A 15,657-nucleotide genomic window follows, 5' to 3' on the forward strand; every position below is an offset into this window, starting at 1 on the left:
ACCGATTATTAAAAATATACTCCCTTAAGGTAAGGCCATGCTCACTGTTCAATATTCCAGTATCCAATAGGTCCTATTTGATACCGGCTAAGCAGGGGTTTAACTAGCAATAATTGATAGTTGCTTCAAAATTAAATTCTTACAAGCTGCTTTTAAAAAAATGGCTAACCATCATATAAAAGCATTTCACAACATAATACAACACCCCTACAACATTAAATTCCACACCTCATTATTAAGATTAATATTTGTTATGAATGTTAGGTTTTTGGAAACTTATCAAGAATGTTTTTAACAATTTTCGGTAAAGATCCCAAAAATCAACCTTCCAAGTAGACATTATAAGCGACCCAAATCACTTAATAATGTATGCCATACCAAACTAATTAACCTAATGGGATCAAAAAATACTAAAAAATTACTGCTGACCTGTTTTTTACTATTAGGCATCTTCTCTGCCTATTCTCAAGTAAAAAACAATTTTGATGTTCGTTATGAAAATGAACTGCGTGGTGATATAACCTTTATAGCCAACAATATCGTCAACAGGCAAACTGATGGCTATTGGAAGGGAAAAGGCAAGAATAAAGAATGGGTACCTGGAGAAAACCCCAACGATCCCTATAATGACACGGGGAGCTCCTCGGAATACAACGACGACCTCGATATGCAGTATATCGATATCGATGGAGATGCCTCAACCTTTAGTTCCAGTAGTGCCACTTTAACCGTTCCCAACCCCGATTGTGCCAAAGTTCGTTACGCCGGACTATATTGGTCGGCAGTATTCAGTGCAAGTAACAGAACGGGATTTAACCAGCTTAAGTTTAAGATTCCCGGTGGTACTTATCAAGACTTAACGGCAGATGAAATATTGTTTGACGGCGCAGGAGACGCCGATTTTGGCTATTACAGCCCATACGCCTGTTATAAGGATGTTACCTCAATAGTTGCCGGAATGGCCGACCCCAATGGGGAATATTTCGCAGCCAACATAAGGGCAAGTTCTGGAAGCAGTATTTCAGGGGGTGTTTCCGGAGGATGGAAAATGGTAGTAGTTTATGAAGATCCCAATTTACCAGGAAAATATATTACCACTTTTGATGGTTACGCAGGTATTAAGTCGGGAGAAACTGTTGATATACCAGTAAACGGGTTTACTACTTTACCCGCTCCATTTCCAGTAATCGCCCAACTTGGGGTAGGCACCCTGGAGGGAGATAATAGAATTGGTGGTGACGGACTTTCCATTAAGGCCAATAGCAACCTAACCTATACCGCATTAGGGAATACTGTAAACCCTACCAATAATTTCTTTAATAGTAATATTACCAGGTCCAATGCCATAGTCATGGACAGAAACCCCAACTCCATAAATACCTTGGGTTGGGATGTTGACTTTTTTAATATCAACAACCCCCTTAACGGCGTTATTCCCAACAATGAAACGGGGGCTATTTTAAGGGCAAGCTCCTCACAGGATAAATACGATATTTTCTTTACCTCTTTTGACGTTGAAATTATTGAACCAGTCATAAACTTAACTAAAACCGTTGAAGATATTGCCGGTAACGACATTACTGGACAAGGCGTAAACCTTGGCCAGACCTTGGACTATGTGCTAACCTTCCGAAACGTTGGTAACGATAGTGCTGATAATTATACGATTAAGGATATACTTCCTATTAATGTTACTTTGGACGAAACCAACTTTACCCTTCCTACAGGGGTGACTTATACCTATGACGAGCCTACCCGTACGGTTCTGTTTTCTATTCCAAACAGCTTGGTGGAGAAAAACGATCCCAGTTACGCTATACGTATGAGGGTCAAGGTGGCGGAAAACTGCTTCGATTTTGTGGATGCCTGTTCGGATCTTATCCAAAACCTGGCTTATTCTACATATCGTGGAGTACTAAACAGCAACCAAATAAGCGATGACCCCAGTGTAACTGACTTCGATAATTGTGGATTCGTTATACCTGGTGCCACCAACTTCCTTTTGGACGATTTGGCCGATTGTAACTTTATCAGAACCGTTCAACTTTGTGGTGATCAAGTACTTTTGGATGCCGGCAATGGCTTTGACGATTATATATGGTATAAGGATGAAAACGGAAACCAAGAATTGGATGCCGCCGACACCCTAATAACCGATGGGGATTCCGATAACGACCCTAGTACCTTTGTGGTTAGCGCCATAGGCACCTATATTGTAGACAAGATCGTTGCCGACCCATGTAAAGGATTTAAGGAAATATTGGTTGTGGAGCGTTTTGGTGCCACACAAACAAACCCTATTGTTGATTTTTTCAACAACAGTAACAATGATGCCGATCCTACCAATGATGTACAGGGGGAAATTGTAAGTTGTTCCGTAGATGGCAGCCTCCTACCCAAGATTTTTCTTTGTGGCGTTAATGACACTCAGTTAATACAAGTCAATATTGCCGACGCCGATAGTATGGTTTGGGAGCAGTTGGTTGAAGGTAGTTGTACGGATTCAGGGGACGATTGTGGTAACAAAAATGCCACCTGTACCTGGAACCAAGTGTCTATAGGTCCAAGTTTTACGGCAAATAGTGCCGGAAAATTCAGATTGGTAGTCAATTACCAAAATGGTTGTTTTAGCCGCTTCTATTTTAACGTCTTCCAGAACAATTTGGATATACAGTACAATGCCAACGATATTATTTGTACTACTCCGGGTAATATTACCATTACAAATCTAGGTTTGGGCTATGGCTATCAACTGTATGATGTTGCCAACGGCACCATTGTAGTGCCTTATAGCGCCAATAACGGTCCAAGCTTTGATATTAGTACCAATGGTGCCTATAGGGTGGGTATTACACAATTGGATAATGTTACCGGGGAGCCAATAGATGGATCCTGTGAATTTACCACCCCGGATATAGGCATTAGAAATCGAAATTTCCAACTCAACATTACAACAACGGCAGCTACATGTAGCACGCTAGGCAGCATAAACATTCAAGCAATGAATGCTGAGGCAAATTACGAATATGAGATTAGAATAGATGATGGTAGTAACGGCGGCAACGGTACACTGTTGGACAACGAAACAGCACAACCTGATAATAACTTTACTTTTGAAAATTTAAATGCTGGCAACTATATAATCCGTGTACGTACAGATGATGGTTGTTTCCTAGAGGAAAAGGTCACTGTCATCAGTGAGGCCGATCTTGACTTAACCGCAAGGATTTCCCAACATATTAGTTGTAAGGAAGGTAATATCCTTATGGATTCCAGTGGTGGAAAAACACCTCATACCTATGCCATTTGGTCCTATGTGGATGAAGGTGGCAATACTGTTACCTCCTATCCAAATGTAACCTCTATACCTCCAGGTAACTTTCAAACCAGCCAAATTTTCGATATTCTAGACCCGGGAGATTATACCTTTGTGGTAGTAGATCGGAATAATTGCTATTCCTTTTCCAACACCGTTACCATAAATTTGGTTCCGGCAGTGGAATTCACCACCTCGGTCACTGATGAAAGTTGTTTTGGAGCGGAAGACGGTAGTATAGTCTATAATATGACTAATACCAACGGCTATAAGGTTGAGTATACCTTAACCTACGAAGATCCCGACACTGATGACGTAATCAATTCCTCAGGAACTTTTACTGGACTACCTCAAGGCAATTATACCGTAACACTTACCCAATCCAAAGGAGGGGCAAGTTGCGATTTCGTTCAAGATTTCACCATTGGTGGTCCCGCAGACGGCGTCTCAGGTGATGCAGCCTTAATACAGGATTATACTTGCCTACAAGACGGTATCATAGAGGCGCAAAATGTTACTGGTGGAACCGCTCCCTACGCTTATAGTATTGACGGGGTAAACTTTGTTTCAGGCCCAGGTGCAGAAACTTTTTCCAATCTTACGAGTGGAAGTTATAGTATTACGATTAGGGATGCAACACTTTGTACCTTTGTTACCAATACCATAGTAATTGATCCGCTTGATGAGCCAACCGACTTAACCTTTACCTCAACAGCGCCAAACTGCCCTACCCAAACATCCAATGTTACGGTAACCGCAGTAAACGGTATTGATCCATTGACCATAGAGATTATTGCCCCTTCAGCAATTGCATCAAATTCCATAACTGGTAAAACGGCAACTTTTAATAACCTTAATCCGGACACCTACACCTTTAGGGTTACGGATAGTAAAGGTTGTTCCTATGACGAAACATACACCATTACTCCTGTCGATCCTATTACCGCTGTTGGTACTTTGATCAACAACGTAAGTTGTATAGGAAATGCCGATGGAGCCATAGACTTTGAAATTAACGATTTTAGCACTACCTATAGCTATTCCGTTAATGGCGCAACCGCCATTACGGGACAGTCTGCCAACACGATTAATTTAACCAGTCTGGTAGCTGGAGACTATACCATAGTAGTTACCGATGAAACTACTAACTGTACCGATACCAACACGATTACTGTAAGTGAACCGGCAACTGCCTTAGGTATTACCTTTAGTACAACTCCATTAACTTGCAGCGCCGATGGATCGGTTACCATAACAGCAACCAATGGATGGGGAGGATACTCCTATGAACTTGAACAGCCCGATAATAACATTTTAGGTCCTCAGGGAAGCAATGTGTTTTCAGGTCTTAGTCAAACTGGAACCTATACCATTAGCGTTACCGATGCCGGAGGATGTAAGGTTACCGACACCTTTGATCTTTTAGCCCCGGCTAATCCTACTGCAACTCTAGATGCCACAACGGACCTATGTTATGTTCCTGGTACGGGAGTTAGCCTAACTGCTACAGCAGCAGGCGGAATTGCACCTTACACCTATAGCCTAAATGGTGCCCCGGCACAGAATGGCAATGTGTTTAACAACCTCGCTCCTGGCAACTATTCCGTTGTTGTAAGGGATGCTTATGGCTGTAGTGTTACTACTAATTCAATAACTATTGAGCCACAACTGACAGTGTCCAATGTTATTACCAAAGAATTGGATTGTTCCGCCTCTCCCGAAGCGATAATTGATATTACCATAAATGGTGGGTATGCCGCATATAGCTATCAAATAAACGGCGGAACAAGTACTGCTGTAGTAGGTAATGCCATAACTTATACCACTGCCGTAGATGGTAGTTTCACCTTCTTAATTACGGATAGTGAAGGCTGTACAGCACAAACCACTGTTGTTGTAGACCCCATTACCAATCCAGTTGCAACCAATAATATTACGAATCCAAATTGTGATAGTGCCGCTAACGGTAGTGTTGAAATTGTCATAGATCCAAATTTTGGAACTGCACCTTTCCAGGTAAACTTCAATGGAGCGGGGCTAAGCAATCAGACCACCTATTCAGGACTTGCTTCAGGAACTTACAACTATGTAATACAAGACAGTAAAGGTTGTATTTTCAATGGTAGCGCAATCTTGACAGCGCCCAATGCCATTACTGCGGATGCGGTATTAACACAAGCTTATACCTGTTTGCAAACTGCCAGTATACAAGTTCAAAATATAACTGGGGGTACGCCTGGATATACCTATAGTATAGACGGAATTAATTTTGTAGCAGGGGATACTTTTACCGGACTTACCGATGGAGATTATACGATCACCGTTCGTGACGCCAGTGGATGTACTTTTGTTACCTTACCCATAAATGTTCCGGCCTTAGATCCACCAACCGATATTACTTTTAGTAGTACCGCGGCCAACTGTCCGTCCGAGACATCAAATGTAACCTTAACAGCCATAGGTGGAAGTGGAGCAATAACGTATGAAATTATTGCACCTGCAGCCTCAATCGCAACAAACGCAACAGGAGTATTCAACAATCTGGATCCGGACACCTACACCTTTAGGGTTACAGATGCAAAAGGCTGCTCATATGACGAAAATTATACGGTAAACCCAGTAAGTAAAATAGATGCATTGGGCACTTTAACCCAAAATGTGTCCTGCCAGGGTAGTGCCGATGGAGCCATACAATACAATATATCAGGATTTAGTGGCAATTATAGCTTTACCGTAACTGGACCAACCGCAATTGCCCCACAATCTGGAATAAATACCAACCCATTAACCTTTAGCGGTCTTTTGGCAGGTGATTATACCATCACCGTTACCGACGATACTACCAATTGTACCGATACGGCCACTGTAACCGTAAATGAGCCTGCAGATCCATTGGCCTTTACCTTTGTGTTAAGCCCATTGACATGTGCTACTGATGGATCGGTAACCATAACCGCAACAAACGGATGGGGAGGATACACCTATCAAATTGAGCAACCAGATACCAGCATTTTGGGGCCACAGGGAAGCAATTCATTTGGCAGCCTAAGTCAGAATGGCACTTATATTATCAGCGTTACCGATGCAGGTGGATGTACCGTAACAGATACCTTTGATATAGTAGCACCCGCAAGTCCTACAGCAACTTTGGCTGCAACCACAGACCTTTGTTACGTTCCCGGAACAGGAGTTAGCCTTACCGCAACCGCGGCTGGGGGAATTGCTCCTTATACTTATAGTCTTAACGGGGCACCGGCACAAAACGGAAATGTATTCAATAACCTAGCCCCAGGAACTTATTCCGTAGAGGTATGGGATGCCTATGGTTGTAATGTTACTACAAATATTATTACTATTGAGCCACAGCTTAGTGTATCAAGCGCTGTCACAAAAGAATTGGATTGTACCCTAAGCCCAGATGCCACAATAGAAATTACGATAAATGGCGGATATGCTGATTATAGTTACAGAGTAGATATTGACGCTGCAGGATATGGAGCTTCAACCGCCTTGGGTGCCGGAGTGACTAACTTTAACTACACCGCAACTACAGCTGGAACCTATGTTTTCGAAATTACTGACAACGAAGGCTGTACCGTCCAAACAACAGAAATCACAATAGATCCAACCAGCAGCCCACAGGCCTCCGAAACGGTGACCGACGTGAGCTGTAATGGTGGTAGTGATGGTGTCGTGGAAATTGTACTGGATGCCAATTTTGGAACTGCGCCTTACCAAGTAAATTTTGATGGAGGTGGACTTAGCAACAATACTACTTATTCCGGCCTGGCCGCAGGAACCTATTCCTATACCGTTCAAGATGCCAAGGAATGTACCGTAACCAATTTGGTTACCGTAGGAGAGCCTGCCGCTATCACTTTCGATACCGCTATCATACAAGAATATACCTGTCTACAGGATGCTAGTGTGGAGGCCCAGAACGTAATTGGAGGTACTTCTCCATATACGTATAGTATAGACGGCATCAATTTTGGAGCCAATAGTTTTTCCGGACTTAAGGACGGTAATTATACGCTTACCGTTAAGGATGCCAATGGTTGTACTGCCACTAGCCCCATCACCATTGATCCGTTAACACCTCCAACAGACATCGCCTTTAGTGCCACGGCTGCCAACTGTCCAGCCGAGACTTCTGATATCACTTTAACCCCAACTGGAGGAAGCGGTGCAATCACTTTTGAAATTTTAGCACCGGCGGCCGCAGTGGCCTCCAATGCAACAGGAATTTTTACAGGACTTGATCCCGACACCTATACGTTTAGAATTACTGACGCCAAAGGATGCTCCTATGACGAAAACTATACCCTAAACCCTGTTACCAAGATAAATGTGCTGGGTACATTGACACAGAACGTATCCTGTCAGGGAAGTACGGATGGGGCCATACAATACAACATAACCGGATTTAGCGGCAATTATAGCTTTACCGTAGCTGGGCCAACGGCCATAGCCCCACAATCTGGAATAAACACCAACCCATTGAATTTTAGCGGTCTTTTGGCTGGGGATTATACCATCACCGTTACGGACGATACTACCAATTGTACCGATACGGCCACTGTGACCGTAAACGAACCTGCAGCTCCTTTGGCATTTACTTTTAATTTAAGCCCATTGACCTGTGCCGCTGATGGATCGGTAACCATTACCGCAACAGACGGATGGGGTGGATATGTTTATCAACTTACCGAACCCGACACGAATGTTAAAGGCCCACAGGCCAGTAATGTTTTTAACGAACTCAACAAACTGGGAACCTATACCATAAGTGTTACCGATGCCGGTGGATGTACCGTAACAGATACCTTTGATATTGTTACCCCTACCAATCCTACAGCCAGTATTGACATGGCAGCCTCTAGTTTATGCTATACCTCAACTGGACTAGCAACAATTGTAGTAGGCGCCACAGGCGGACTGGCCCCTTATTATTATAGTTTGAATGCAGGTCCTACCCAAACCTCCAATACGTTTGTGGACTTAACGCCTGCTACCTATGACTTTCATGTAACTGATAGCAATGGATGTACAGATACTGTTCAATTTACCATAGAACCGGAGCTTACGGCTAACGCAGTTTTAAGCAAGGATTTGGATTGTTCCGTTAGTACAAATGCTGAAATCAATTTGAGCATTAATGGAGGTTATCCTGCCTATACCTATGAAGTAGCATTTAACGGTGGAGCTTATGTAGCATATGCCGGAGCCTTCCCTTATACTACTCCCAATGCAGGTACGTATAGATTTAGAATAACGGATTCCCAGGGTTGTATTACTGAGAGTAATGTAGTAACCGTTACACCGGCCGAAACGCCAGTTATTACGAGTGTTAACCCAACTCATGTTCTTTGCTACGGGGATAACTCCGGATCCTTGGATATCGTTGTGGATACCAGTGTAGGGGTTGCTCCATATACCATTACGATAGTTGAAACTGGTTCGGGCACGAATTATGGTAGTCAGACCTCAGGATTACCGGCCGGGAATTATCAAATAACATTGACCGATGACAAAGGATGTTTTGTTACCACTACTGAAACTATAACAGAACCCACTGCTATAAATGGCAATATTACCAAAACGGATTATTCCTGTACTAGTGGAGTCGGTAACGATTTGGGAACCATTACTGTTGATGCGTCAGGAGGCTTAGCCACATACACCTATGAAATTTTTAATAGCGATTATTCTTATTCGGGAACATATGACACTTCTACCGGCACAAATGATCATACATTTACGGGACTGACTTTTGGTGATTATACCGTAAGAATTATTGATAGTAATGGCTGTGAAATTCAAAATACTGTAACCATAACTACGGGACCAGATATCCTAATTACAACCCAAGGTATAGCCGGTTGTACACCAGGTAGCGGGGAAATGCTCGTTACAGCTGACGCTTCCAATGGATACCTTGGGGTCGGGAATTTCTATTTTGCTATTTATCCAGCACCAGCATTTAATGCTGCCGATCCACTTTGGTCTTCTGAAGATGCTCTTCCAGCCCCTCCTAACAGCCATAATTTTATAGGCTTGACCCCAGGGGTTACCTATACTTTTGTAGTATATGACACAGATACTGGATGTGAGTTTACACAGGAAGCCACTGTTCCTGTATTAACAAGTTCAACATTATCATCAACAGTAGACGCTACTACAAATGTTAGTTGCTTTGGCTCTGTGGATGGTTCTGTAGACTTTACATTTGATAGTTATACCGGAACCCGGGTAGATTACGAGATATACACCTTTGTTACCAACAATACCACCGGTATAACCGGAAGCGCCACTGGACTTTCAGGAGCACCATATTCTGATTCCTTGGCCGGTTTGGTACCAGGTGAATATTACATACTCTTTACGGAAATAGACGGAAGCAATCCTGGATGTGTCAACGCATCGGATCCTTTTGTTATAGAACAGTCGCCAGCCTTGTTGGAGATAACGGCTACTTCAACCAATGACAATTGTGTGCCCAATGCAGGTACCATAACCGCCAATGCACGTTATGGTAAGGCCCCTTATTTATTCCAGTTGGAATTGGCCTCCGCAACAGCTCCTACAGTAGGCACCTGGACGGGAACCAATACCTCTGGATTCTTCAATGCCAATGCCGAAGATTACATTGTTTATGTAAAGGACGCCAACGATTGTATACGATCTGTTGCAGTTACTGTGGCAGAAGATCCAACACCGGCAATCAGTCTTACTGTACCGAATCAATGTGCTACAACCGAAGGTAATTTTACCATCCAAGTTACTTTGGACACCCCTGGCATGCAACCCTATTTCCTAAGTTTGGACGGAGGTGCATTTCAGGCAGTGACCTTTACCGGTGGCCCAGCAACTTATGATTTCACAGGACTAAGTTCAGGAAACCATACCGTAGAAATAAGGGATGCCAATGGTTGCGGTAATAACGAAAATATAGATATTTACACCCCAACCTCCTTGTCGGCCGAAGTTGTGGTAACCCCATCGTGTAATGCAGTGTTACAAGACGATGGTGAGATTAAGGTAAAAGCATATGGTGGATCACTATTCAATTACAGGTATGAGCTTAGGGATACCTCGGACAATATCATTAGACCAAAACAGATTCCGGATACTTTCTCTAACCTTACCCCAGGAACTTATAGAATTTATGTTTATGACAATTTAGCTACTGGTTGTGATGCATTTATAGACATCACCCTGGACGTACCAACGGCTGTAGTTGCTGCCATAGGAGAGAAAAAGGATATTAGTTGTAACGGTGCCAGTGATGGTTCTATAGTCGTAACACTAGATCCGGGCATGGATAATCCCCCTTATACCTATCAATTATTCGATAGTACCGGAACTATTCCAATAACCTTGTTACCACAATCCTCCAATGTCTTTACTGGATTATCTCAGGGCGATTATATTGTAACGATAAGATCGGCAAGGTTCTGTAAAACAGATATTCCATTTACTATCAACGAGCCTAGTGCTTTAGTGGCCAGTGCAACTGCCACCGATTTTGCCTGTGCCGCTGATAATTCTGTAGCCCAAGCTGTAATAACAGCGGATATTCCAACAACGGGAACTGCACCATATGTGTACAGTATAGATGGCACCAACTTCTTTACTACCAATACTTTTAACATCAACGATACTGGTGCAGTTCAAAATTTCACCGTAACTGTGCGTGATGCCAACGGTTGTACCGATACCGATACTATAACCATAAACCCATTGCCCACCATTACGGATGTTACCGTTGGTCAACAGACCGCCATTACCTGTAACAACGACGAGGTGGCCAGGGTGACCGTGACAGGAGGTTCGGGCGACTTTACCTTTGAGCTTTTGCCAACGGGAAGTGTCCCGACCCAGAGCTTGGTGAGCCAAACAGCCGACTTTACATTGACCGCCCCAGGGTCCTATACCTTTAGGGTGACCGACAACGTGACCGGATGTTATTTCACCACAGCTCCATATAACGTGGCGCCTTACGACCTGATAGAAGTGGTGGCCACGGCCGTTACCCCGGTGACCTGTTTCGGAGATACCGACGGGGAACTAGAGATCCAGGTAAACAACTATTTGGGCAATTACGATTATCAGGTGTTCAACAGTAGCGGTACCAACGTTACAGCAGTTATAAGTACGGATACCTCTTCCAACCCAAGGACCATTTCAGGATTGCCCGCAGGGAACTTCTATGTGGTAATTACCGCTACCGATACCCCCTTCTGCGATGATACCACGAACACCGTGACCATTGTATCGCCAGCGGCGGACCTAGACCTGACAGTGACCAAAAATATCAATGCCAACTGTAACATCGGTGCACAGGTGACCGTCTCTGCCTCTGGCGGGAACGGTGGGTATACCTATGCCTTTGTAGAGGACGGTGCGGCCGTGAACCCAGGTGATTATACCCCTAGTGCCAGTGATGTCCTTGATCCTTCCACCAACCTCAATTGGGACGTTTGGGTGAAGGATGCCATGGACTGTACCTATAAGATCGATGTGGTGATTGCCGCAGATCCTATGCCGACGGTTAGCCTTCCGGCCTATGCCGACGACCAGTGTACCTCAAACGGGACATCCTATACCTTTACCGCAACAGGTACAGGTGTGGCCCCAATAAAATATAGCATAGGCAACGGATTCCAGAGCAGCGGCACATTTACCGTATCCGCTCCGGGAACCTATACCGTGACCGTACGTGACGCCAACGGGTGTACCGTTACCGATACCATTGCCATACTGCCCCCATTGGGCGCAGCAGCAGTGGCAACAACCCAGCCATCATGTCCAGTGGACGATGGCGTGATCACCATCACCGCAAGCGGTGGGGCAGGTGCAGGAAACTACGAGTACGACCTATTGAATAGTAGCGGAATAAGCGTGGTTGGTGCCCCACAGGCTTCCAACGTGTTCAACGGACTGGCCCCTGGAAACTATACCGCCATGGTATACGATACCTCGGGATCCAATTGTAACGCACAGGTGCCCGTTTCCCTGGAAACTCCAACCCCGGTAGTGTTTACATATACCAAAGAGGACGTATCCTGTAACGGGGGTGCCGACGGATCCATACAGGTCATCCTGGATGCTTCCAACGACAACCCGCCATATACCTTTACCATCAACGACGGGACCAATCCGCCCACCACGCAGAACGGCAACCTGTTCACAGGCCTGGCCGCGGGTACCTACGACATTACCGTAACCTCCGACAGGGGCTGCTTTACTACCCAGAGCGTAACCATTGATGAACCTACACCTGTAGACGTATCCGCAACTTCCACCAGTTTTGCCTGTAATGCCAACAACAAGGCTTCACAGGCTGTAATAACAGCAGTGGGAACAGGTGGAACGGCTCCGTATACCTATAGTATAAATGGTGTGAACTTCTTTAGTTCCAATACCTTTAATATTACTGATAACGGGTTTGATAGGACTATAACGGTTACTGTCAAGGATGATAACGGCTGTACAGATGTTACCATAGTGAATATTCCTGCCTTGAACAAGTTTACTGCTACCTTGGCCCAGAATGCGGCCATATCCTGTGCAGGACCTGAGCAAGTAACAATAACTGTAAACGACAATGGCAATGCCGCCAATGTGTATACCTATCAGTTGTTACCTGTTGGCAATACCAATGCCACACTAACAGGAAATCCAACTTATAACAGTGCCACCTTTAATTTAACTGCTGTGGGAAGTTATACCTTTAGGGTTACCGACACCACAACCGGATGTTATGTGGATACTGCCACATATACCATTGCTCCTTATGATTTGATCAAGGTGAGTGCTACAGCTATAACGCCTGTAACCTGTTTTGGCGACAATAACGGTGCCTTACAAATAAATGTAAGCGGCTATTCCGGTCCTTATAACTATACGGTATATACCAGTGCAGGAGTAGCCACTGCAATTACGGGATCGGCCAACACATCCACCAACCCATTGACCATTACTGGACTAACGGGAGGAAATTATTATGTAAGGGTTACCGAGACCAATGCCCCATTATGTTCTGAGGCTTCCAATACAGTAAAAATAATTTCTCCTGACAGAGCACTCACCGCCATTGTGGATCCAATAGCCAACGTTACCTGTTCCAATGATCAAGGTGAAATAATAGTCGACCCAAGTGGAGGTTATGGTCCTTATGATATTGTACTTACCAATACCACAACTTCACAGGTATACAATGCCACCGATGTTAATGTAATGGTATTCAACAGACTTTCTGCTGGGAATTACACTGTGCAGATTACAGATTCCAATGGCTGTATCCTAAACGATACGGAAACCTTGGTACAACCTTCTCCGATTACAGCTGACATTACTCCAATATCCACAACATTGGATTGCTATGGAGATAGTGATGGTGCATTGACTGCCATTAACATGGCTGGAGGTGAGGGTATATACCAATACCAATTGAATGTTTATGATTCCTCAGGTAGCAACATTGTATATACCTCCGGCGGACAAGTTAGTCCAATATTCAACAACCTAAAGTCCGGTATCTATACAATTACCGTTTCCGATGGTTGGGGATGCGATGTGGAAACCGTACAGGCCACTATAATAGATCCTACGGAAGTTTATGCCTCTTTAATAAGGACAAGTCCATTAACTTGCTTAAACGACGCAGAATTGCTGTTAACAGCGTACGGTGGCACAGGTCCTTATGAATATAGTGTGGACGATATCAATTATTTTCCAATGAGTGGTGGTAACACACATACTTTCACAGTATCTGCAGGAACTTATAGATACTATGTCAGGGATTCATTTGGATGTAATTCCACTTTGTCCAATCAAATCAAGGAAGATGCCATTGAACCATTAACGGTCACTATAGATACCTCTGCAGCAGTAATTAATTGTAATGGTGATAATACCGCTATGTTGATTGCCAAGGCAGATGGAGGATTGGGTAACTACCGTTATGAATTGTTCACGGATGCTGCATTGACCAACAGTATTGCCGGACCACAAACAAGCCGTCAGTTCAGCAACCTTACAGTTGGCAGTTATTGGGTTAGGGTAACAAGTGATGATTGTGTAGTAGTATCCACAGAAAACAGGATAACAGAACCAACTCCATTGGTTGTTGACGATTCCTTTACGAACGTTAGCTGTAATGGCGCCAGTGATGGTAGTATAACCGTTTCCCTAAGCGGTGGTTCCGGAGGATATCAATATGCCATTTCACCCAATTTGGACAAATTTGATACGGTAAATACATTTACAAATCTAGCTCCAGGCAACTATACTGTAATTGCACAGGATATAAATGGATGTTTTGAGCAATTGAGATATACCATAACAGAACCGGCCATTATAACTGCTGTACCTACAACCACACCGGAAATATGTATTGGTAGTGAGGATGGTACAATTTCCTTGAGCATTTCAGGAGGAACCGCACCATATAGTACTAGTATAAATTCTACTGCAGATAGCGATTTTGTCCTTGACAGAACCATGTTTACCAATTTGGCTGCCGGAACTTATGCTGTATTTATAAAAGATTCACAAGGCTGTATGATCAACATGGCCGTAACCATTGATCCCGGTGTAAACTTGAATGCCACAGCTACCCCTATCTATGAATGTACGGGTAACATCCCTAACAATTCAATAGACCTGGTACTGGAAGACCCAACGGTTGCCCCGGATGTAATGTATGCACTGGACTCCACAGATCCAAATGACATGGTCTTGGAACCTAATTTTGCCAATATTGCTCCAGGAGCCCACTACATTGCCATAGCCCATGCCAATGGTTGTGTATTGACCATAGATTTTGAAATAGAAAACTTTGAACCTTTGGTACTTACCTTGGCACCAGGGAATATCAACGAAATCTCGGCTGTCGCCACAGGAGGACAACAAGAGTATACCTTCTATTTTAACGACAAGGACAATGGTACGGATAACACCCATTACATTACAGAGACAAAGACCCATACCGTAAGGGTAGTAGATGAGAACGGATGTGAAGCCATTGCGGAAATCTTTATGGAGTTCATTGATATTGCAATCCCTAATTTCTTTACCCCTGACGGTGATGGACAAAATGATTTCTGGAAACCTAGAAATCAAGAAGGCTTCCCAAAGATACTAACCATAATATTTGACCGTTATGGTAGGGAGGTTTACCGAATGGGTCTCAATGACCAAGGATGGGATGGGATGTATCACAATACCGAACTTCCAACAGGAGATTACTGGTATATCATAAAACTAAAAGGAGAGGAAGATGATAGGGAGTTTGTTGGACATTTTACATTATATAGATAAAAAACTTAACCATA

The 15,657-nt window shown here is 43.8% G+C and carries 1 protein-coding gene; it reads left to right on the top strand.

All coding sequences use genetic code 11. From position 1 onward, the window contains the following. The first annotated feature begins 394 nt into the window (after positions 1–394). Positions 395–15,643, top strand: a complete 15,249-nt coding sequence (locus BUA60_RS02360; protein ID WP_072860130.1) for a T9SS type B sorting domain-containing protein — start codon at positions 395–397, stop codon at positions 15,641–15,643. The last annotated feature ends 14 nt before the right edge of the window (positions 15,644–15,657 follow it).

Source organism: Arenibacter palladensis, from assembly GCF_900129275.1.
GTDB classification, from domain to species: Bacteria; Bacteroidota; Bacteroidia; order Flavobacteriales; family Flavobacteriaceae; genus Arenibacter; species Arenibacter palladensis.

Excerpts from the sequence above, each read along its gene's own strand:
- BUA60_RS02360 (WP_072860130.1), top strand. The coding sequence starts at position 395 with ATGGGATCAAAAAATACTAAAAAATTACTGCTGACCTGTTTTTTACTA.